We start from the raw sequence: 21940 nt of genomic DNA, 5'->3' as shown, positions 1-21940 counted from the left end.
GCCGGGCCGGTCAGTGACGCCGGCCTTGCCCCCACGCCGGAACCGGGCGGGCGGCCGGGTCGCGGGCCACGCCGCCGTCGCGCAGCAGCCGGGTCATCGGCAGGGTGGCCGCGCCCATCGCGACCGCGTCCGGTCCGAGCCGGCACAGCTCGATCGAGGTCTGCGCGTACGGCTGCCGCAGCGCGTGCCGCGCGGTGGCCTCGCGGATCGCGGGCAGGTGCCGTTCGCCCAGGGCCAGCCCGGCCCAGCCGCCGAGCACCACCCGCTCCGGGTTGAACAGGTTGACCAGGTTCGCCACCCCGGCGCCCAGGTAGCCGACCGTCTCGTCGATCACCTTCGCGGCGGTGCTGCCGGTGGAGCGCAGCAGCTCACCGAAGGCGGTCTCCTCGTCCGCGCCGGGTGCCGGGCGGCCCCGGTTGGCCTGGCGGAACCGGTCCAGCACCGCCTCCGCCCCGACGTACGCCTCCAGGCAGCCGAGGTTGCCGCAGCGGCAGCGGCGGCCCCCGTACACGATTGTGGTGTGGCCCCACTCCCCGGCGCTGCTGTGCGCGCCGCGGTAGCCGACGCCGTCGGCGACCACGCTCGCACCGACGCCGGAGCCGACCAGGGCGACCACCGCGTGCCGGACGCCGCGGCCGGCGCCGAACCACATCTCGGCCTGGCCGAGCGTCTTCGCGCCGTTGTCCACGTGCACAGGTACGTCGGTGCCGGCGCGCAGCATCGCGCCGAGCGGCACGCCGTCCCAGCCGAGCGTCTGGGCGTGCACCACGGCGTCGGCGGTGCGCTCGACGGTGCCGGCGACGGCGACGCCGAAGCCGAGGACCGCGGCCGGGTCGACGCCCGCCTGCTCGGTGACAGCGGCGAGGCCGTGACGCAGGTGCGCGGCGACCTGCTCGGGGTCGGGGTCGGCCGCGGCGATCGGGTACTCCGCCTTCGCCAGCGCGGTCATGCTCAGGTCGAACAACTCCACCTGGACCCGGGTCTCGCCGACGTCGGCGCCGACCAGGTAGCCGTAGCCGGGCGCGACGCGCAGCAGCACGCGGGGGCGGCCGCCGTCGGACTCGACCGAGCCGGCCTCCTCGACCAGGCCCTCGTTGATCATCTCACCGACCAGGTTGCTGACGCTGGCCAGGCTGAGCGCCGTGGACTGGCCCAGCTCGTGCCGGCTGAGCGGGCCGTCCAGCCAGATCCGGGTCAGCAGGACCGACCGGTTGGCCCGGCGCATGTCGCGCACCGTGGTGCGTCTGGCGTCCACGTCCGCCGCCGTCCTTCCCGGCCGCCCGCGGGCGGCTTTCGTTCCTGCTTCACGCCCTGAACGGGGTGGTGACAGGGTACGCCGCATTTACACTTAACAAAGTTAACTGATAACCTCCGGCGCATCGATGAGGAGGTATGTCATGCGACTCGGACGTGGGATGACCGCTCTGCTCGGTGGCGTCGCGCTGCTCGCCGCCACCGCTGCCGCCCTGCCCGCCACCGCCGCCACACCGGCCCGCGCCGTCGGCGCGCTCGTCGCCTGTGACGCGCCGGCCTGGGCCGAGGGCGTCACCTGGACCGCCGGCAGCCGGGTGACCTATAACGGCCGGCTCTACCAGGCGCTCGTCACGCACACCCCGCCCGCCGGCGCGGGCTGGAACCCGGCCGCCGTACCGGCGCTCTGGACCGACCTCGGCGCCTGCACCGGCGGCACGCCGTCGCCGAGCCCCACCACCCGGCCGCCGTCGCCCTCCCCCACCGCCTCCCCTTCCCCGACCGCCTCCCCCACGCGGACGCCGACGCCCACGCCCACTGTGTCGTCCAGCCCGACCACGCCGGGCGGAGACACCTGCGCGCTGCGGTCCCGGCCGTCCGGCAAGGTGCTCCAGGGCTACTGGGAGAACTGGGACGGCGCCGCGAACGGCGTACACCCCGGCCTCGGCTGGATCCCGATCACCGACTCCCGGATCACCGGGCACGGCTACAACGTGGTGACCGCAGCGTTCCCGGTCATCCGCGCCGACGGCACCGCGCTCTGGGAGGACGGCATGGACGCCGGCGTCAAGGTGCCCACCCCGGCGCAGGTGTGCCAGGCCAAGGCCGCCGGGCTCACAGTGCTGCTGTCCATCGGCGGCGCCACCGCCGGCATCGACCTCAGCTCCAGCGCGGTGGCCGACCGGTTCGTCGCCACCGTCGTGCCGATCCTCAAGCGGCACAACTTCGACGGCATCGACATCGACATCGAGACCGGCCTGACCGGCAGCGGGAACATCAACCAGCTCTCCCCCTCGCAGGCCAACCTGATCCGGATCATCGACGGGGTGCTGGCCCAGATGCCGGCCGGCTTCGGGCTCACCATGGCGCCGGAGACCGCGTACGTCACCGGCGGCAGCGTCACCTACGGCTCGATCTGGGGCGCGTACCTGCCGATCGTCAAGAAGTACGCCGACAACGGGCGGCTGTGGTGGCTGAACATGCAGTACTACAACGGCTCGATGTACGGCTGCGCCGGTGACTCGTACCCGGCCGGCGCCGTGGCCGGTTTCGTCGCGCAGACCAACTGCCTCGACGCCGGCCTGGTCGTGCAGGGCACCACCATCCGCGTACCGCTCGACCGGCAGGTCCCCGGGCTGCCCGCGCAGGTCGGCGCCGGCGGCGGCTACATGAGCCCGGCGCTGGTGGCCCAGGCGTGGAACACCTACCAGGGCCGGCTCAAGGGCCTGATGACCTGGTCGGTCAACTGGGACGGCTCGAAGGGCTGGACGTTCGCCGACAACGTCCGCTCGCTCCAGGGCCGCTGAGACGCGGCGCGGGGCCCCGCCGGACGGGCGGGGCCCCGCGCCGGGTCAGCCGATCTTCTTCGGGGTGATCTTCTTCGGCGTGGTCGGGGAGTCCAGCCAGGCGTTGATCAGCGCGGTGAAGTCGCGGCCGGTCTGCTTGTTGACGAAGGCGATGAACGAGGCCCGGTCCTGCGGCGTGTTGCGCTGCTCCTGGACCCAGGCGCGGGCCAGCGCGAAGAACGCCGCGTCGCCGACCGTCCGGTGGATCTCGCGCAGCATCGCCGCCGGGCACAGGTAGACGTTCCCCTCGGCGAACCGCTTCGGATCGGGCCGGCCGGGCGGACCCAGCTTCTTGCGCAGGACGGCGTCACCCTCGCGCAGGTAACGGTCCAGGCTGGCCTCGCTGAGCTTCAGCGTCTCCTTGGTGTACAGGTCCTGGATGTACTTCGCCCAGCCCTCGTTCAGCCACAGGTCCGTCCAGGTGGTGGGCGTGACCGAGTTGCCGAACCACTGGTGGGCGTACTCGTGCAGCAGGTCGCTGCCCCAGCGGTCCCGGCGGGCCGTGGTGTTCTCGATCTTCCGGCCCATCGTGATCATCTGCTGGGTCTCCATGCCCGACGCCGAGTCCACCACCACGACGCCGCCGGAGGGGAACGGGTACGGGCCGAACTTCTTCTCCAGCCAGGCCAGGTACTGCGGGGACTTCTTCAGGTACGGCAGCAGCTTGTCGTCCGCGCCCTTGCGGTACCAGTAGGTCAGCGGCACGCCGCGCGGCCCCGCCGCGGTCAGCTTCTGGTACTTCCCCACCGCGAGCGTGGTCAGGTAGGTCGCGACCGGGTCGGTGCTCCGGTAGCTGAACGTGGTGCCGGACTGACCGGCGGGCGTGCCGCCGGCGATCGCGGACCAGCCGGCCGGCACTGTCACCCGGATGTCGTAGAGGGCCTCGTCCGACGGCTGGTCGTTCGCCGGGTACCAGGTGAACGCCCCGAACGGCTCCTGCATGGTCCAGAGGCCGCCCTCCTTGGTGACGGTGAGACCCAGGGCCTCGGTGTCCTTGCGGTGCGACGGCATCGGGGTCGTCTTCGGCCGGCCGTGGTAGGTGACCACCAGGGTCACCGGCTCGTCCGCCACCACCGGGGCGGACACGGTCAGCTTCTCCTTCGCCACCGCGCCGGGAACCGTAGCGCCGTCCAGCGTGACGCTGTCGAGCTGGTAGGGCATGAAGTCGAGAACCAGGCTCGGCGCGTCCTTCACCGGCCGGATCCGCAGCGTGGCGGTGCCGGTGAGGGTGGTGGTCGACGGCGCCCACTCCAGCGCGAGGTCGTAGTGCAGGACGTCCAGCGCGTCGGTGCCCCGGGCCGGATAGACCGGGTCGGCCACCGGCGTCGACCGCCCCGCCTGCCAGGCGGCGTAGTCGACGGCGGGCGCGGTCGGGCTCGGCGGAGTGGAGGCGGAGGGGGTCGCGGCCGGGGTGGCGGGAGCGGTGGTGCACCCGGCGACGAGCAACGGTACGAGGAGCATGATCAGGATTACGGGGCGGCGCATCAGCGCACCCTACGGCAGTGATCGATCTTCGTGGGGGCGTCTCGGCTGGCGCGGGTTGCGAGACCCTGCGAGGCTGGCGCTCGTGTATGACTACGACCTGCTGGTGCTGGGCTCCGGGCCGAGTGGACAGAAGGCGGCGATCGCCGCGGCGAAGCTGGGCCGCCGCGTCGCGATCGTGGACCGCCGCGACATGCTCGGCGGGGTGTGCATCAACACCGGCACCGTGCCCTCCAAGACGCTGCGCGAGGCGGTCCTCTACCTGACCGGGCTGAGTCAGCGCGACCTCTACGGCAGCAGCTACCGGGTCAAGGAGGACATCACCGTCGCGGACCTGGCCGCCCGCACCCAGCACGTGATCACCCGGCAGACCGACGTCATCCGCAACCAGCTGGCCCGCAACAAGGTCTCGCTGATCACCGGCACCGGCCGGTTCGCCGACGCCCACTCCGTCTGGGTCGACGCCGGCTCCGGCCGGGAGACCCGGGTCAGCTTCGACAAGGCGGTCATCGCCGCCGGCACCCGCCCGGCCCGCCCGGACAGCGTCGACTTCGACGACCGGACGATCGTCGACTCCGACGGCGTCATCAACCTCCAGGCCGTACCGCGCAGCATGGTCGTCGTCGGCGCCGGGGTGATCGGCATGGAGTACGCGTCCCTGTTCGCCGCGCTCGGCACCAAGGTGACAGTGGTCGAGCGCCGCCCGCGGATGCTCGACTTCTGCGACGAGGAGATCGTCGAATCCCTGAAGTACCACCTGCGGGACCTGTCGGTGACCTTCCGCTTCGGCGAGGAGGTGGCCGCCGTGGAGAAGCACCGCAGCGCCGCGCTCTGCGTCCTGCGCAGCGGCAAGAAGATCGCTGCCGACACGGTGATGTACTCGGCCGGGCGGCAGGGGCAGACCGACGACCTCGCGCTGGAGGCGGCCGGGCTCACCGCCGACCACCGGGGCCGGATCACCGTCGACGCCGACTACCGCACCACCGTCGAGAACATCTACGCCGTCGGCGACGTGATCGGCTTCCCCGCGCTGGCGTCCACCTCGATGGAACAGGGCCGGCTGGCCGCCCAGCACGCCTGCGGCGAACCGGCGCGCGGCATGTCGGACCTGCAACCGATCGGCATCTACACCATTCCGGAGATCAGCTTCGTCGGGAAGACCGAGGAGGAGCTGACGGATGCGTCCGTCCCGTTCGAGGTGGGCATCGCCCGCTACCGGGAGCTGGCCCGGGGGCAGATCGTCGGCGACTCGTACGGCATGCTGAAACTGCTGGTCTCACCCGAGGACGGGCGGCTGCTCGGGGTGCACGTGTTCGGCACGGGCGCCACCGAGATCGTCCACATCGGGCAGGCCGTGATGGGTTGCGGCGGCACCGTCGACTACCTGCTGGACGCCGTCTTCAACTACCCGACGCTGGCGGAGGCGTACAAGGTGGCCGCCCTCGACGCCGCCAACAAGATCCGCAACATCACCCGGATCGACACCTGACCCTGCCCTCTCCCTGGGCCGGCTCGACGTCGCCAGACTCGTCGCGCTACTTCACCATGCGAAATTGTGGATGCGTCAACCAAACTGTCAGGAGATCGGGCTCGACGACGTGGTAGATGTGCCGGGTGCCACCGGCGGCCACGTAGGGGATCTCGTGCCATGCCCCGCCGAGCATCCTGAGGGTCTCCCGGGATCCGGCCCACCACTCCTCGATCCCGGTACCGGCCTCGACGGCATCGAGGACGCGGACTCTCGCCGGAGGTGGGACCGGTAGTGGACCGGTGAGATCGATCAGCCCGCCGTACCGGTGCGCTATCGCTACCGCGAGATGCGCCAGGAACCGGTGGTCGTCCACGCCGTTCGTCGCCGAGGCCAGAACGACCTCTGTCGCGGGCCGGAACCCGGCGGCGCGCGCCAGAAATGTTGCCTCGTCCGGATCCTCCACGTCCCAGTCATCCGGCTCGACCAGCATCGGCCCGGTAACCGGTGACTCAGCCTGCCAGCCCAAGCGGGACGGCTCTCGGAGCAGCCACCAGTCGCCGGTCTGGTTGGTGAGCGCCTCCGCCAGCCAGACCCGGAACAGTTCGACATGCGAAGCGGTCCACGGATCGGGCAGCAGGACTGCGACACAGGGCCCGGCCACGGCCCCATCATGCCCGTACGCCCACGGCCGCGCTCAGGGGAGGGTGGGTCAGCGGCCTGTGGCGTAGCCCTGGGCGCCTCGGGGGTTGGCCGCCGCGGAGAGAACCCCCGTGCGCGGGTCGCGGGTCACGGCGCACATGCGGCCCAGGCTCCACGGGTCGGACAGGCGTACGGTGTGGCCGCGGGCGCGCAGGCCCGCCAGCACGTCGCCGTCGATCCGGTCCTCCAGCACCAGCACGCCCGGCTCGACCTCGCGCGGATAGAACGACGCCGGGAAGCTCGTCGTGTGCCACGTGGGGGCGTCGATCGCCTCCTGCAACTCCTGCCCGCCGGCCAGGTGCCGCAGCAGGAACAGCAGCTGCCACTGGTCCTGCTGGTCGCCGCCCGGCGTGCCGCAGGCCATCACCGGCTCGCCGTCGCGGAGCACGAGCGTCGGGCTGAGCGTGGTACGCGGGCGCCGGCCCGGCCGCAGCGTCGAGCCGAGCCCCTCCTCCAGCCAGCACATCTGCAACCGGCTGCCGAGCGGGAAGCCCAGTTCCGGGATGGCGGGTGAACTCTGCAGCCAGCCGCCGCTGGGCGTGGCGGAGATGATGTTGCCCCACCGGTCCACCACGTCGACGTGGCAGGTGTCGCCGCGGGTCACGCCGTCGGCCCGTACCGTGGGTTCGCCGGTGCTCGGGTCCTGCGGGACGGCCCGGCGGTCCAGGTCGGCGCGCAGGTGCGACGGCAGCCGGGGCGGCGCGCCCGCCGGGCTGCCGGGCCGCAACGACGTGTCGGCGCGGTCGCCGACCAGCGCGGCCCGCGAACGGGCGTAGCCGGCCGACAGCAGCGCGGAGCCCGGGACGTCGGTGTCGCCGTACCACGCCTCCCGGTCGGCGAACGCGAGCTTCAGCGCCTCGGCCTGCGCGTGGACACCGTCCAGACTGGACGGATCGTAGACGGCCGGGTCGTCGAGCGCGTCCAGGATCGAGAGGGTCTGCAGCAGCACCGGGCCCTGGCCCCAGAATCCGGTCTTGGCGATCGTGTGCCCGTGCCAGTCGAGCGTGACCGGCTCCTCCCAGGTGGCAGTCCAGCGGGCCAGGTCGTCGCCGGTGACCAGCCCGGCGTGGGCGCGGCCGCTGGAGTCGCGGAACGGCAGCCGGCTGAACGCGTCGATCGCCTCGGCGACAAAACCCTCCCGCCAGGCGCGCCGGGCCGCCTCGATCTGCGCCTGGCGGTCCGTGCCGGCGGCCCGTCCGGCGTCGACGAGGCGGCGCAGCGTGTCCGCGTACGCCGGGTTGGTGACCATCTCCCCCGGCGCGGGTGGACGGCCGTCGCGGAGCCAGAGGTGCGCGGAGGTCGGCCAGTGGTCGGTGAACAGCGACCGGACCCGCGCGACGGTCTGCCCGGCGGCGCCGACGAGCGGGTGGCCGGCGGCGGCGTAGCCGATCGCCGGTTCCAGCACCTCGGCGAGCGTGCGGGTGCCGTGGTCGCGCAGCAGCAGGAGCCAGGCGTCGACAGCACCCGGCACCACGGCGGCGAGCGGGCCGGCGCCGGGCACGAGGTCCAGGCCGAGCGAGCGGAAGTGCGCCACGGTGGCGGCGGCCGGGGCCGGTCCCTGGCCGCAGAGCACCCGTGGCGTGGGGTCGGTCGCGGTGGCGAGGATCGCGGGCACCTCGCCGGCCGGGCCGTTGAGGTGCGGCTCCACGACGTGCAGCACGAACCCGGCGGCGACAGCGGCGTCGAAGGCGTTGCCGCCGCGTTCCAGCACGCCCATCGCGGACTGGCTGGCGAGCCAGTGCGTGGAGGAGACCATGCCGAACGTGCCGCGCAGCGTGGGCCGGGTGGTGAACGTCATCGGCGGTGAGCCTACGCCGCGCCGGCGGCGTCGGCGCGCGTCGTCGCGCCCTCCCCCACGCCGCCGTCGCGCTCGCCGTCGAGCGGGAACAGGCACGCCGCGTGGTGGCCCGGGCCGACCTCGGCGAGCGCCGGATCGGTCTCGGCGCACGCGGGGCGGGCCTGGGGGCATCGGGTACGGAAGCGGCAGCCGCTCGGCGGGTCCACCGGGCTGGGGATGTCGCCGGTGAGCACGATCCGGCGGCGCTCCCGCTCGACGCGCGGATCGGCCACCGGCACGGCCGACAGCAGCGCGGCCGTGTAGGGGTGCGCCGGGCGCCGGTAGATCCGCTCGGGTGGGCCGGTCTCGACGATGCGGCCCAGGTACATCACCGCGATCCGGTCGCTCATGTGCTCGACGGCGGCCAGGTCGTGCGCGATGAACAGGTAGGTCAGCCCGAGGTCGCGTTGCAGGTGCCGGAGCAGGTTCATGATCTGCGCCTGCACGCTCAGGTCGAGCGAGGCGATCGGCTCGTCCAGGACGATCAGGTCCGGCTCCCCGGCCAGCGCCCGGGCCACGCCGACGCGCTGGCGCTGGCCGCCGGACAGCTCGTGCGGATAGCGGCCCGCGGTGTCGGCGCGCAGGCCGACCAGGTCCAGCAGCTCGGCGACCCGGGCCCGCCGGGCGGCGGCGGACGTGGCGAGCCGGTGCACGATCAGCGGCTCGGCGATGCTGTCGCCGACCGTCCGGCGTGGATCCAGCGACGCCTGCGGGTCCTGGAACACCATCGCGACGTGGCGCCGCGTCGCGCGCAGACGGCGGCGCGACCAGCGGGTCACGTCCTCGCCCGCCACCCGGACCCGCCCGGCGGTCGGGTCGACCAGCCGCAGCAGCGCCAGACCGGCTGTGGACTTGCCGCTGCCCGACTCGCCGACCAGCCCGAGCGTCTCACCCCGGCGTACGGCGAGACTGACGCCGTCCACCGCGCGGACGGTTCCGGCCGGGGTCGGGAAGTGCACCTTCAGGTCGTCCAGCTCGGCGACCACGTCCGGGGTGTCGGCGCTCATCCGGCCTCTCCACGGTAGAAGGTGCGGACCGTGTGCCCGTCGCCGACCGGCGTCAGCGGGGGCAGCTCGTGCTCGCAGCGGGGATCGGCGCGTACCGGGCATCGCGGCCAGAACGCGCAGCCCGGGGGCAGGTCCAGCGGGCTCGGCGGCGAACCGGGGATGGCCACGAGGTCCTCCCCCCGTCGGGACGGGTCCGGCCGGGCCGCCAGCAGCGCCCGGGTGTACGGGTGCGTGGGCGTGTCGAACACCGCGTCGACCGGGCCCTGCTCGACGATGCGTCCCCCGTACATGACGGCGACGGTGTCCGCGATGCCGGCGACCACGCCCAGGTCGTGGGTGACCCAGACGACGGCGGTGCCCAGCCGGGCCTGGAGATCGGCGACCAGTTCGATGATCTGCGCCTGCGTGGTGACGTCGAGCGCGGTGGTCGGCTCGTCGGCGATCAGCAGGTCCGGCTCGCAGGCGAGCGCCATGGCGATGGCGACGCGCTGGCGCATGCCGCCGGAGAACTGGTGCGGGTACGCGTCGACGCGCCGCGCGGCCGACGGGATGCCCACCAGTTCCAGCAGCTCCACCGCCCGGTCGCGGGCGGCGCGGCGGGTCAGCCCCAGGTGCTCCTCGGCCGCCTCGGTGACCTGCCGGCCCACCGGCAGCACCGGGTTGAGCGAGGTCATCGGGTCCTGGAAGACGAACCCGACGTGCCGGCCGCGTACCTTGCGGCGGCGGTCGTCGGGCAGCGCGGTCAGCTCCGTGTCGAGCAGCCGGACCCGGCCGGTGACTGTGGCGGCGCGCGGGGCGAGGCCGGTGGCGGCGAGCAGAGTCATGCTCTTGCCGCTGCCGGACTCGCCGACCAGCGCGAACGTCTCCCCCTGCCGCACCTGCCAGGACACCCCGGCGACGGCACGGACCGGGCCGCGGCGGGTGCCGACGGTGACGGTGAGGTCGTCCACTGACAGCACCGTCGAGTCGGTCATGGTGGGGTGCCGGCGCTGGCTCGGCATGGGCTCGGTGCGCTCGCTCATGGGGTGCTCCTGCGGGCCTCGCCCAGGGTGAGCTGGCGCGGGTCGAGCACGTCGCGCAGCGCGTCGCCGACCAGGTTGAACGCCAGTACGGTGAGGAAGATCGCCGCGCCCGGGAACACGCCCAGCCACCACGCGTCGGTGACGAAGCCGCGCCCGTCGAACAGCATCCGGCCCCAGGCCGGCGCGGGCGGCTGGATGCCGAGTCCGAGGAAGGACAGCGCGGCCTCGGAGAGGATCGCGAACGCCAGCGACAGCGACGTCTGCACGATCAGCGGCGCGGCGATGTTCGGCAGCACGTGCCGGCGCATGATGCGCAGGTCGGACGCGCCGATGGAGACGGCGGCCCGGACGAACACCTGCTCGCGTACGGACAGGACGCCGGCGCGGGTGATCCGGGCGAAGATGGGCGTGTAGACCACGCCGATAGCGACCATGGCGGTGAGCAGGCCGGGGCCGAGCACCGCCACGATGGCGACCGCCAGCAGCAGCACCGGGAACGCGAACAGCACGTCCATGCAGCGCATGAGCACGCTGTCCAGCCAGCCCCGGTAGTAGCCGGCGAACAGTCCGAGCGTCACGCCGGCGACCAGCGCGATGCCGACGCTGACCGCGCCGACCTGCAGTGACACGCGGGCCGCGACGAGCACCCGGCTGAGCACGTCGCGGCCCAGTTCGTCGGTGCCGAACGGGTGCGCGCCGCTGGGTGGGCGCAGCATCTGGTCCACGTCGACGTCGTTGACGCCGGCCGGCGCGAGCCACGGGCCGGCCACACCGACCACCACGAGCAGTACGAGCACGATCGTGCCGCCGACGGCGAGCGGGTCGCGGCGCAGCGCGTCCAGGGCGCGGCGTCCGGTGCTCTCGGTCGTGGCGATCACTTGACCGTGATCCTCGGGTCGAGGCGGGCGTAGAGGATGTCCACCAGCAGGTTGACCAGCAGAAACAGGGCTGCGACGAGCAGCACCGCGCCCTGCAGGACGGGATAGTCGCGGGCCTGCACGGCGTCGAAGGTGAGCCGGCCGATGCCGGGCCAGGCGAACAGCACCTCGATCACGATGACGCCGCCGAGCAGGCTGGCGAGCTGCACCGCGACCACCGTGACGACCGGGATGAGCGCGTTGCGCAACACGTGCCGCACGATCACCACCCGGTTGCGCAGCCCTTTCGCCTCGGCGGTGCGTACGTAGTCCGCGGAGAGCACCTCCAGCACGGAGGAGCGGATGAACCGGGTGAGGATCGACGCGGTGACCAGGCCGACGGTGACCGCCGGCAGCGCCACGTGGGTGGCCCACCTGCCGGGGTCGTCGGTCAGCGCCACGTAACCGGACGGGGGCAGCCAGCCGAGCACCCCGGCGAACAGCAGGATGCCCATGATGCCCATCCAGAAGTCCGGCACGGAGACGCCGAACTGGCTGAACACGCGGGCGGCGTGGTCGACGGCGGAGCCGCTGCGTACCGCCGCGACGATGCCCAGCGGGAACGCCACCAGTAGCGCGAACACCACGGCGGTGACGGCCAGCGACAGCGTGGCGGGCAGCCGTTCCAGCACGATCTGGCTCACCGGCTGGCCGGTGCGGAAGCTGACCCCCAGGTCGCCGGTGAGCGCGTGCCCGAGGTAGCTGGCGTACTGCACCGGCAGCGGCTGGTCGAGGCCGGCGCGTTCGCGCAGCGCCTCGTACGTCTGCGGGTCGAACCGGGTGCCGAGCGCCACCCGGACCGGGTCGCCCGGCACCAGTTGCAGCAGCAGGAACACCACGAGCGTGACGCCGACCAGCACGACCGCCGACTGGAGGACCCGCCGCAGGACGAAGCGGGCCATCACTTGGCCAGGGCGACCGACCGGAACCGGATCGCCCGGTCGGTGCGCACGTCGTAGCCGGAGACCTTCTTCGACCAGCCCTGCACCACGTCCGGGTTGTAGAGGTAGAGGTAGCTGGCGTCGTCGACGATCTGCTTCGCCGCCTGCTCGTACGCCTGCTTGCGGGCGCCCTGGTCGGTCTGGGTGCGGGCGTCGTCGAGCAGCTTGTCGACCGCCGGGTTCTTGTACTTGTGGAAGTTGAACGTGCCGCCGCTGTGGTGCTGGGCGTAGTAGAACTCGTCCGGGTCGATGTTGCCGAGCCAGCCGAGCATGAACCCGTCGAAGTTGCCCTTCGCCTGCTCGTCGAGCCACTGGGCGAAGTCCAGCGTACGGATCTTGACGGTGATGCCGACGTCCTTGAGCTGCGCGGCGATGACCTGCGCGGCGGTGACCGTCTCCGGGTACTCGCTGGTGACCATCAGGTCCATGGTCAGGTTGCTCACGCCGGCCTGGCCGAGCATCTGCTTCGCCTTGCCCGGGTCGTGGCTGTAGGGCGCGTAGTCGTAGTAGAACGCGCTGGCCTTCGGGATGGCGGTCTGGTTGACGGTGGCCAGGCCGAACTTGGCCGCCTTGGTGATCGCCTCGCGGTCCAGCGCGTAGCCGATGGCGCGCCGCACCTCGGGGTTGTCGAACGGCTTGCGGGCCTCGTTGAGCGCCACGTACCAGTAGTCGGTGGAGGCCGCCGACTTCACCACCGGGTCGTCGCCGTCCTGCAACGACTTCACCTGCTGGGGCGGCAGGTTGTCGGTCCACTGGACCTGGCCGCTGCGCAGGTTCTGCAGCGCCACCGTCGGGTCCTTGACGAAGGTGAACGTGACGCCGTCCAGCTTCGGCTTCTCCCCCCAGTACGAGTCGTTGCGGACCAGCTTGACGCTGTCGCCGGAGGTGTAGCCGGCCACCTTGAACGGGCCGCTGCCGACTGGCGCGGTCTTCACCGCGCCGGACTCGACGTTGGACTTCTCCACGATCGCCACGCCCTTGAAGCCGCCCAGGTTGGCGAGCAGGTTCGGCGTGGGCGCGCTGAGCGTCACCACCACTGTGGCCGGGTCGGGCCCGGTGACCGACTTGACGGTGGCGAACTTGTACGCGTTGTTCAGCTTCTCCTTGATGATCCGCTCGTACGAGTAGACGACGTCCTCGGAGGTCAGCGGCGACCCGTCGGAGAACGTGACGCCCTCGCGCAGCGTGAACGTCCAGGTGAGCTGGTCGTCGCTGGTGGTCCACTTCGTCGCCAGCGACGGCACCATCTTGAGGTCGGCGTCCGGCTCGACGAGCGTGTCGTAGACGTTCTCCAGCACCTGGAAGCTGTAGTACGCCGAGGTCTTGTGCGGGTCGAGCTGGTCCGGCTCGCCGCCGATCGCGGCGTTGAGGACACCACCGGCGCCGCCGGCGTTCCCCCCGCCACCGACGTCGACCGCCTCGCCGCCGGTGCATCCGGACAGGACGCCGACGGTCAGTGTGAGTGCGGCACCGAGCACACCGAGCTTTTTCCTGGACACAGGCCCCCCTAGCCACTTCCCGGACAAAAGAAAGTTTCGGCGAGTCTTCTCCCCGAGCGGGATGATGTCAACGAATACCGCCAAAGTGACTGGTCGGCCGCCGCTTGCCGGTGCGGAGTGAACGGTGGTTCAATCCGGGCCCCGACCCGATCCGCCACCAGCGCTGGGAGTTGCCGCCGTGACCACACACGAGGTCGTCAACCAGGTCCCGCCGATGGTCGGCCACGACACCGCCGACGACCCGGCGCTGCGCGACGGGGTGGCCCGCGAGGGCGCCGGCTGGGCGCTGCCCGGGCTGCACGAGCTGGGCCGGCTCGCCGGTGGCGAGGAGGCAGCCGAGCACGGTCGGCTCGCCAACGAGCACCCGCCGGTGCTGCGCACCCACGACCGGTACGGCCACCGCATCGACGAGGTGGAGTTCCACCCGTCCTGGCACGAGCTGATGCGTACCGCCGTCGGTCACGGCCTGCACGCCGCGCCGTGGGCCGACGACCGGCCGGGCGCGCACGTGGCCCGCGCGGCTGGCTTCTACCTGTGGCGGCCCGACGCCGGGCACGGCTGCCCGATCTCGATGACCTACGCGGCGGTGCCCGCGCTGCGGCACAGCCCGGACCTGGCCGCCCGCTACGAGCCGCTGCTCACCACCCGCGAGTACGACTTCGGACTGCGCCCGCCGCAGACCAAGCGCGGCCTGCTCGCCGGCATGTCGATGACCGAGAAGCAGGGCGGCTCGGACGTGCGCGCCAACACCACCACGGCCCGGCCCGAGCCGGACGGCAGCTACCGGCTCGTCGGGCACAAGTGGTTCACCTCGGCGCCCATGTGCGACCTGTTCCTCACCCTCGCCCAGGCGCCCGGCGGCCTCACCTGCTTCCTGGTCCCCCGGGTGCTGCCCGACGGCACCCGCAACCCGATGCGGCTGATGCGGCTCAAGGACAAGCTCGGCAACCGCTCCAACGCCTCCGCCGAGGTCGAGTACGAGCACGCGGTGGCGTGGCGCGTCGGCGACGAGGGCCGGGGCGTGCGCACCATCATCGACATGGTCAACCTGACCCGGCTCGACTGCGTGATCGGCGCGGCGGCCGGGATGCGCCACGGCGTGACCACAGCCGTGCACCACGCCACCCACCGGCGGGCGTTCGGCGACTACCTGGCCGACCAGCCGCTGATGCGCAACGTGCTGGCCGACCTGGCGGTGGAGTCCGAGGCGGCCACCGTCCTGATGGTCCGGCTGGCCGGCGCGACCGACCGGTCCGCGCGCGGCGACGACGGCGAGACGGCGTTCAAGCGCCTCGCCCTCGCCGTCGGCAAGTACTGGGTGTGCAAGCGCTGGCCGGGGCACGCCGCCGAGGCGCTGGAGTGCCTGGGCGGCAACGGCTACGTGGAGGAGTCCGGCATGCCGCGGCTGTTCCGCGAGTCGCCGCTGAACTCGATCTGGGAGGGCTCCGGCAACGTCGCCGCGCTCGACGTGCTGCGCGCGCTCACCCGGGAACCGCAGGTGCTCGCCGCGTACGAGGCGGAGGTGGCCGCCGCGGCCGGCGCGGACGCCCGGCTGGACGCCGCGGTGCGCCGGGTGCGCGACGAACTGGCCGACCACACCGACCTGGAGCTGCGCGCCCGGCGGGTGGTCGAGCGGCTGGCGCTGGTGCTCCAGGGCTCGCTGCTGGTGCGCCACGGCCACCCGGCGGTCGCCGACGCGTTCTGCGCGTCCCGGCTCGACGGCGACCACGGGCAGGCGTACGGGACGCTGCCGGGCGGACTGGACCTCGCCGCGATCATCGACCGCGCCACTCCCAAGATCGGCTGAGGGGGTGGTGATGCGACTCGCCTCGGTACACCTGTATCCGGTCAAGTCCCTCGGCGGCGTCGACGTCGACCGGGCCGATGTCCAGCCGTGGGGGTTGCGTCACGACCGCCGCTGGCTGGTGCTGCGCCCCGACGGCCGCAAACTGGGCTCGACCGCCCTGCCGGCGCTGCTCGGCCTGACCGCCGCGCCCGGCTCCGGGTCGATCACGCTCACCGCCCGCGACGGGTCGTCGCTGACGGTCGCCGAGCCGGTGGACGGGCCACCGGTCCCGACCGACGTGTCCCGGCTGGACACGGTCCGGCTCGCCGCCGACGAGGCACACGACTGGCTGTCCGCGCGGCTGGGCCGGCCCGTACGGCTGGCCTGGCTGGACGATCCGCGCCGCCGGCCGATGTCGGCCGAGCACGGCGGTGGGCCCGGCGATCCGCTGAACCTGTCCGACGCCGGGCCGCTGCTGGCCGCCACGGCGCCGTCGCTGCGGCGGCTGCGGGACTGGATCGTCGAGGGCGCGCTGGAACGCGGCGAGCCCGCGCCGGAGCCGCCGGCGATGGCCCGGTTCCGCCCGACTGTGGTGCTGGACGGGCCGTTCGAACCGTTCGCCGAGGACGGCTGGAGCCGGGTACGCATCGGCGCTGTCGACTTCCGGGTGTCCGAACGCTGCGACCGCTGCTCGGTGACGCTCATCGACCCGGAGACGCTCGCGACCGGGAAGGAGCCGATCCGCACGCTGGCCCGGCACCGGCGCTACGACGGCAAGACGTGGTTCGGCGTCCGCCTGGTCCCGCTGACCACCGGCGAGATCCGGGCCGGCGACGAATGCCACGCGATGTGACAGGCGTATCGCCGGTGCCGGTGCGGTGGAGCAGGCCGTCACACCTGCGTGGCCCGCAGGCCGTCGCGGTGGCGTCCGGGTACGTGATCGCGCACGAACGCGCCACCCGCCTGGTCGGGCTGGACGCCGTGACCGGCGACGCGCGCTGGGACGTACCGCTGGGCACCTGGCCCCGGGCCGTGGTCGTGGCGGGCGGGCGCTGCTGGGCCCTGCCACAGGACCGGGACGAGGTGGACTGCCTCGACCTGCGCACCGGCGCGCTGGTGTGGCGCGCGGCGGTCCCGCCGTACACCGGTCATCTCGTGGTGACCGGGGACACCGTGCTGGTGGGCGGGTGGCGCGGGTACACCGCGCTGCGGGCGCTGCACCGGGAGACCGGGACGCTCCGGTGGGCCACCGCCGCGCGGGTGGCCACGGTACGGCCCGTGGTGGCCGGCGGCGTCGTCGTGGTGGGTACTCCGGGCGCGTCCGAGCTGCGGATCCTCGACCCCGACGGCGGCACCGAGGTGCGCCGGCTCGCCCTGCCCGAGCCGCTGGCGGACAGCGACGACCGGCCCGCCCTCGTCGCCGTCGACGACGACCACGTGCTGCTCCGGTGCGGCCCACGCATGATCCGGCGGGTCCACGTCGGATCCGGCGACGGCGAGGAGTTCTTCCGCGACGAGGCCGACCTCGCCCCGGACGCGCCGTGCGTCACCGGTGCCCTCGCCTGGGTACGCGACAGCCGGGGCGGCCTGACCGCCGTCGACCTGACCACCGGCGGTATCCGCCGGCGCGTGGGCGCGGGTGACCCGCCGGTCCCCGGCGTGGTGGCGGCCGGCCACTGTCACGTGGCGGCGCGCCGGTCCGGCGCCCTCCTGCGCGTGGACGATGACGGCGTCCACGAGAGGGCCACCGCGCTACGCCGGATCGACTCCCTGCACGCCCTCGACGCGGACACCGTGCTGCTCGCCGGGGCGGGTGGACTGAGCGCGGTCAGCCCGACCTGACCGGCCGGGACCGCCACTCGTCCGCCAGGATCGCGTAGACGAGCTGGTCGGCCCAGCCGTCCCGGAACCGGTAGCTGCGCACGTGCCGCGCCTCCCGCCGCATGCCGAGCCGGGCCATCAGGCGGGCCGACGGCTCGTTGTCCGCGTGGCAGCGGGCCACCACCCGGTGCAGCCCGAACCCGCCGAAACCCCAGTCCAGCAGCGCCCCGGCCGCCTCGGTGGCCAGCCCACGACCGCCGTGGCCGGGGTGGAACACGTACCCCAGCTCGGCGGTGCGGTCCGCCGCACTGCGCCACACCAGCTCGACCGCGCCGATCACCCGTGCGTCGCGCACCACGGCGAGCGTCAGGCAGTCGCCCTCCGCGCGCAGCGCGTCCTCGCCGGCCATCGCGGTCACCGACGACAGGGACTCCGCCCGGGTACGCGGCGCGGTGCCGGCCATCCAGCGGACCACGTCCGGGCGGCGCTGCCAGGCGTGCACGTCGTCCAGGTCGCCGAGCGTGACCGGGCGCAGCAGCAGCCGGGGCGTGCGCAGCGGGTACGCCGGGTGGGTCATCGGGCGATGGTAGGAGGAACCTAGTGTGGGCCGCATGGTCGTTTCCGCCGACGAGGGCAATCCGCTCACCCAGCTCACGCTCGACCAGCTCCGGCAGCGCACCAGTGTGAAGTGGCGGCTGCACCCGCCGGACGTGCTGCCGCTGTGGGTGGCCGAGCAGGACGTGCCGCTCGCGCCGCCGGTGGCCGAGGCGCTGCGCCGGGCGGTCGAGCTGGGCGACACCGGCTACGCGTTCGGCACCGGGTACGCCGAGGCGGTCGGCGGTTTCGCCGCGCAGCGGTGGGGCTGGGCCGACTTCCCGGTCGGCCGGACCACGCTGGTGCCGGACGTGATGATGGGTACGGTCGAGGTACTGCGCCTGGTCACCGGCCCGGGCGACGCGGTGGTGGTCACTCCCCCGGTCTACCCGCCGTTCTACGCGTTCGTCGCCAACGCCGGCCGGCAGGTCCTCGAGGCGCCGCTCGGCGCGGACCTGCGGCTCGACCCGGCTGCGCTGGAGGAGGCGTTCCGCCGAGCCCGCGCGATCGGCGAGCGGCCGGCGTTCCTGCTCTGCAACCCGCACAACCCGACGGGTGTGGTGCACCGGCCCGACGAGCTGGCCACCGTCGCCGAGCTGGCCGCGCGACACGACGTACGGGTGGTGGCCGACGAGATCCACGCGCCGTTGGCGCTGCCCGGCGCGCGGTTCACGCCGTACCTGACGGTGCCGGGCGCGGAGAACGCGTTCGCGCTGCTGTCGGCGTCGAAGGCGTGGAACCTGGCCGGGCTCAAGGCGGCGCTGGCGGTCGCCGGGCCGGACGCGGCGGACGACCTGGCGCGGATGCCGGAGGAGGTCAGCCACGGTCCCAGTCACCTCGGGGTGCTCGCGCACACCGCCGCGTTCCGCGCCGGCGGGCCGTGGCTCAACCGGCTGCTCGACGGCCTCGACGCGAACCGGGCGCTGCTCGGATCACTGCTGGCCGAGCACCTTCCGGCCGTGTCGTGGCAGCCGCCCGAGGGCACGTACCTGGCCTGGCTGGACTGCCGGCGCCTCGGCGTACCCACCGAGGCGGGCGACGGACCGGGCGTGGCGAGCGACCTGGCCGGTCCGGCGCGGATGTTCCTCGACCGGGCCCGGGTGGCGCTCAGCTCCGGGCACGTCTTCGGCTCCGGCGGCACCGGGTTCGTGCGGCTCAACTTCGCCACCTCCCCCGCCGTGCTTACCGAGGCGGTCACCCGGATGGGCCGCGCGACGCGCGCCTGACCGGCGGCCAGCGCGCTCGCGCGCCTTACCAGCGGCTCAACGGGCGACGACGCGTACCCCCTGGTTGTCGCCCTCGGACAGGAACGACGCCACGGCGCCGCCCTCGGCGGTGACGGCCGTGCGCTCGGCGCGGGTCAACGCGCGCAGCGGCGTGACCACCACGACGCCCGCGTCGACCGTCCAGGTGGCGGCGACCCGGCCGTCGACGAGCACGAACCGGGCACCCGCGACGGAGAGGTTGCGGTGGGCGTCGTCGATGATCCGGCTGCGGTCGTGGTAGCCGAGCACGGCGTTGTCGAAGGCGGGCAGGAACCGTACCGGCGCGGGGGTGTCCGCGTCGGGCCGGGGCGCGCCGGGCAGGTCCAGCAGCGTGCGGCCGCGCGCGTCCCGGAAGGCCACCAGCTCGTCGCGGACCGCCGCCACCGCCGCGGGCAGCCCGGCGAGGCCGCACCAGGCGCGCAGGTCCGCCGACGCGGCCGGACCGAACGCGGCCAGGTAGCGCCGCACCAGCGCCCGCCCGGCCAGGTCGTCGCCGTCCGGACCGGGCGGGTCGGCGTCGCGGCCCAGCCACCGGGCCAGAGCGACGGTACGGACGCCGGCGGTGGTCCGCCACAGTCCGCGCGGCGGGGCCTGCACGGCCGGCACGAGAGCGAGCACGATCTCGCCGAGCGCCCGCCGGTCGGTCTCCGGCCAGCGCGCGGTGAGCGCCCCCACGATCTCGGCGGTGGTGCGCGGCTCGCCGTCGGCCAGGACCTCCCGGGCCGCCGCGGCGAGTTCGTCGAGGTCGACCCCGTCGAACTCGCCGCGGTAGACGCCCAGCACCCGCTGCCGCAGCATCGCGTCGTGCCGGGACCGCCAGGTCAGCACGTCGTCCGCGGCGAGCAGGTGCACGGTGCGGCGCATGAGGTGGGTACGCACCAGGCGGCGGCGCACCAGCAGGTCCGACAGGACCGCCGGGTCGAAGGCCCGCAGCCGCGACCAGAGCCCGACATACGGCTCCTGCGGCTCCTGGGCCTGCAACCCGCACAGGTGCGTCACGGCGTCCGCCACCGGCAGGTCGGCGCGCTCCAGCAGCAGTTGCCGGGCGAGCGTGGCCCGGTTGAGCATCAACTGGTCGAGCACTGTCATCGCTGCGGTCTCCGGCCCGCTCAGGTGGTGGTCTGCCCGTCGATGCTCTCGCGCAGGATGTCGGCGTGCCCGGCGTGCTGGGTGGTCTCGGCGATGACGTGGATCAGCACCCGCCGGATGCTGCGGACCGAACCGGGCTCGTTCCACGGCGCGTCCGGCACCGGCCAGGTCGCCGACAGGTCCTCGACGCCGGCCACGATCTCCTCGGTACGGGCGGCGATGCGGGCGTACCGGTCCAGGATGGCCGGCAGCGTGTCCTCGGGCAGCATCTGGAAGTCCCGTCCCCGCTCGATCGCCCACTGCGGCAGCTCGCGGGCCTGCCCGGACATGAAGTCCTCCCAGGTGACGCCCTCGGGCATGGCGAATGACATCGCCGAAGGGCCCTCGACCACGAACCGCAGCCACGCCTCCTCGGTGGATGCGACGTGCTTGATCAGGCCGCCCAGGCAGAGCGCGCTGACAGTCGGCTTCTGCGCGGCCTGCTCGTCGGTGAGGCCGCGCACCGTGTTGATCAGCATGTTCCGGGCCTCGGCGAGCTCGGCCAGCAGGTCGGTCCGCTCGGCGTCCAGGGTGGTGGGGGTCGTGGTGGTGCCGGTCATCGTCATCGTTCCTTCCGGTCCTGATCGGGTACGGGTCCACCCTCGCAGGCATAGCGGTCAGGAAGTGTCCTCTTCTCGCGGCAGAATGCGTGGCGTGCCGAAGACTTCCGCCCGGCTGCTCTCCCTGCTGTCCCTGTTGCAGGCGCGACGCGACTGGCCCGGGTCGCTGCTCGCCGAACGGCTGCGGGTCAGCCCGCGAACCGTGCGCCGCGACGTCGACCGGCTGCGCGAGCTGGGCTATCCGATCGAGAGCGCCAAGGGGCCGGACGGCGGCTACCGGCTGGGCGCCGGCTCGGCGCTCCCGCCGCTGCTCTTCGACGACGAGCAGGCGGTCGCGCTCACAGTGGCGTTGCAGACCGCCGCCGGCGGGGTGACCGGCATCGAGGAGGCGGCGGCGCGGGCGCTGACCACTGTACGGCAGGTGATGCCGGCGCGGCTGCGGCACCGGGTGGACGCGCTGCGGGTGGTCGACGTGCAACGCGCCGATACGCCCTCCCGGCACCGGGTGGAACCGGCGCTGCTGATGACGTTGAGCGCCGCCGTGCACGCCCGCGAGGAGCTGCGCTTCGACTACGAGTCGGTGTCGACGACGCCGCCGGTCGCGGGCCGGCCGCCGCGCCGGGTGCAGCCGCATCACCTGGTCACCTGGGGTGGGCGCTGGTACCTCGTCGCCTGGGATCTCGACCGCGTCGACTGGCGCACGTTCCGGGTCGACCGGATCAGCCCGCGTACGCCCACCGGCCCCCGGTTCACGCCCCGCGAGCTGCCCGGCGGGGACGTGGCCGCGTACGTCGCCGGCCGGTTCAAGGGCGCCACCGGGCCGGGCGACTGGCCCTGCCGGGGCGAGGTGATCCTCGACCTGCCCGCCCGCGTGGTGTCCGGGTGGACGCGCGACGGGATCGTCGAGGAACTGGGCCCGGACCGCTGTCGGCTCGTGTTGGGCGCCTGGTCGTGGGCCGGGCTGGCCGCCGTGCTCGGCCGGTACGACGCCGACATCGAGGTGGTCGGGCCGCCGGAGCTGCGCGAGGCGTTCGCGCGCCTGGCCCGCCGTTACGCCGCAGCGGCAGAGGGCCCGAACCCGCCTCGGTAGCCGGG

Annotated in this window: 19 protein-coding genes; 7 read left to right on the top strand and 12 right to left on the bottom strand. The window is 73.5% G+C overall.

All coding sequences use genetic code 11. The features are described from left to right. Window positions 1-10: 10 nt before the first annotated feature. Window positions 11-1255: an ROK family transcriptional regulator gene (locus FB455_RS22475; RefSeq protein WP_013476852.1), complete on the bottom strand. Its 1245-nt coding sequence runs from the start codon at window positions 1253-1255 to the stop codon at window positions 11-13. A 142-nt stretch (window positions 1256-1397) separates the two neighbouring features. On the opposite strand from FB455_RS22475, the gene FB455_RS22470 reads away from it, so the two are divergent. Next, window positions 1398-2777 (top strand): carbohydrate-binding protein, encoded by a 1380-nt coding sequence (locus FB455_RS22470; RefSeq protein ID WP_145754935.1) that lies wholly within the window; start codon window positions 1398-1400, stop codon window positions 2775-2777. Between the two features lie 45 nt (window positions 2778-2822). On the opposite strand, the gene FB455_RS22465 is transcribed toward FB455_RS22470, so the two are convergent. Next, entirely contained in the window at window positions 2823-4301 is a 1479-nt protein-coding gene (locus FB455_RS22465; RefSeq protein WP_145754934.1) for a M1 family metallopeptidase, read from the bottom strand. An 82-nt stretch (window positions 4302-4383) separates the two neighbouring features. Between FB455_RS22465 and sthA the strand changes: the two genes are divergently transcribed. Then, complete coding sequence (gene sthA / locus FB455_RS22460) at window positions 4384-5787, top strand: Si-specific NAD(P)(+) transhydrogenase (protein WP_013286248.1); 1404 nt, start codon at window positions 4384-4386, stop codon at window positions 5785-5787. 46 nt (window positions 5788-5833) lie between these two features. On the opposite strand, the gene FB455_RS22455 is transcribed toward sthA, so the two are convergent. Genes FB455_RS22455 through FB455_RS22425 form a run of 7 tightly spaced genes read right to left on the bottom strand, consistent with a single transcriptional unit; the run spans window position 5834 to window position 13691 of the window. After that, window positions 5834-6430 (bottom strand): DUF6368 family protein, encoded by a 597-nt coding sequence (locus tag FB455_RS22455; RefSeq protein ID WP_013286247.1) that lies wholly within the window; start codon window positions 6428-6430, stop codon window positions 5834-5836. 48 nt (window positions 6431-6478) lie between these two features. Then, on the bottom strand, window positions 6479-8266 hold the full coding sequence (locus FB455_RS22450; protein WP_145754933.1) for a gamma-glutamyltransferase family protein: 1788 nt from the start codon (window positions 8264-8266) through the stop codon (window positions 6479-6481). An 11-nt stretch (window positions 8267-8277) separates the two neighbouring features. Continuing rightward, window positions 8278-9312: an ABC transporter ATP-binding protein gene (locus FB455_RS22445; protein WP_145754932.1), complete on the bottom strand. Its 1035-nt coding sequence runs from the start codon at window positions 9310-9312 to the stop codon at window positions 8278-8280. Further along, entirely contained in the window at window positions 9309-10286 is a 978-nt protein-coding gene (locus FB455_RS22440) for an ABC transporter ATP-binding protein (RefSeq protein ID WP_041784646.1), read from the bottom strand. Before FB455_RS22440 ends, FB455_RS22445 begins: the two co-directional genes overlap by 4 nt. A gap of 44 nt (window positions 10287-10330) precedes the next feature. Beyond that, entirely contained in the window at window positions 10331-11212 is an 882-nt protein-coding gene (locus FB455_RS22435; RefSeq protein WP_145754931.1) for an ABC transporter permease, read from the bottom strand. Beyond that, window positions 11209-12153 (bottom strand): ABC transporter permease, encoded by a 945-nt coding sequence (locus FB455_RS22430; protein ID WP_013476859.1) that lies wholly within the window; start codon window positions 12151-12153, stop codon window positions 11209-11211. The genes FB455_RS22435 and FB455_RS22430 overlap by 4 nt, the downstream gene beginning before the upstream one ends. Continuing rightward, entirely contained in the window at window positions 12153-13691 is a 1539-nt protein-coding gene (locus tag FB455_RS22425; RefSeq protein WP_123110104.1) for an ABC transporter substrate-binding protein, read from the bottom strand. The genes FB455_RS22430 and FB455_RS22425 overlap by 1 nt, the downstream gene beginning before the upstream one ends. Window positions 13692-13869: 178 nt before the next feature. Between FB455_RS22425 and FB455_RS22420 the strand changes: the two genes are divergently transcribed. Genes FB455_RS22420 through FB455_RS22410 form a run of 3 tightly spaced genes read left to right on the top strand, consistent with a single transcriptional unit; the run spans window position 13870 to window position 17319 of the window. After that, the gene (locus FB455_RS22420; protein WP_145754930.1) at window positions 13870-15498 is read left to right on the top strand and encodes an acyl-CoA dehydrogenase family protein; all 1629 of its coding nucleotides are present in this window, start codon (window positions 13870-13872) and stop codon (window positions 15496-15498) included. Between the two features lie 10 nt (window positions 15499-15508). Beyond that, window positions 15509-16330, top strand: a complete 822-nt coding sequence (locus tag FB455_RS22415; RefSeq protein WP_145754929.1) for an MOSC N-terminal beta barrel domain-containing protein — start codon at window positions 15509-15511, stop codon at window positions 16328-16330. 20 nt (window positions 16331-16350) lie between these two features. Next, window positions 16351-17319 (top strand): outer membrane protein assembly factor BamB family protein, encoded by a 969-nt coding sequence (locus FB455_RS22410; protein WP_186466429.1) that lies wholly within the window; start codon window positions 16351-16353, stop codon window positions 17317-17319. Here FB455_RS22410 and FB455_RS22405 read toward each other — a convergent pair. Further along, entirely contained in the window at window positions 17306-17875 is a 570-nt protein-coding gene (locus tag FB455_RS22405; RefSeq protein ID WP_145754927.1) for a GNAT family N-acetyltransferase, read from the bottom strand. The genes FB455_RS22410 and FB455_RS22405 overlap by 14 nt on opposite strands. 34 nt (window positions 17876-17909) lie before the next feature. On the opposite strand from FB455_RS22405, the gene FB455_RS22400 reads away from it, so the two are divergent. Continuing rightward, complete coding sequence (locus tag FB455_RS22400; protein WP_030272372.1) at window positions 17910-19118, top strand: MalY/PatB family protein; 1209 nt, start codon at window positions 17910-17912, stop codon at window positions 19116-19118. Window positions 19119-19154: 36 nt separating this feature from the next. Here the strand turns inward: FB455_RS22400 and FB455_RS22395 are convergent, their stop codons facing one another. After that, on the bottom strand, window positions 19155-20246 hold the full coding sequence (locus tag FB455_RS22395; protein WP_030272374.1) for a winged helix DNA-binding domain-containing protein: 1092 nt from the start codon (window positions 20244-20246) through the stop codon (window positions 19155-19157). 20 nt (window positions 20247-20266) lie between these two features. Further along, window positions 20267-20845, bottom strand: a complete 579-nt coding sequence (locus FB455_RS22390; protein WP_036311075.1) for a DinB family protein — start codon at window positions 20843-20845, stop codon at window positions 20267-20269. An 85-nt stretch (window positions 20846-20930) separates the two neighbouring features. On the opposite strand from FB455_RS22390, the gene FB455_RS22385 reads away from it, so the two are divergent. Continuing rightward, entirely contained in the window at window positions 20931-21935 is a 1005-nt protein-coding gene (locus tag FB455_RS22385) for a helix-turn-helix transcriptional regulator (protein WP_030272377.1), read from the top strand. The last annotated feature ends 5 nt before the right edge of the window (window positions 21936-21940 follow it).

Source organism: Micromonospora sp. CNZ296, assembly GCF_007827635.1.
Note: the sequence above shows the minus strand (reverse complement) of the source record. Positions and strands in the feature narration are given on the sequence as shown.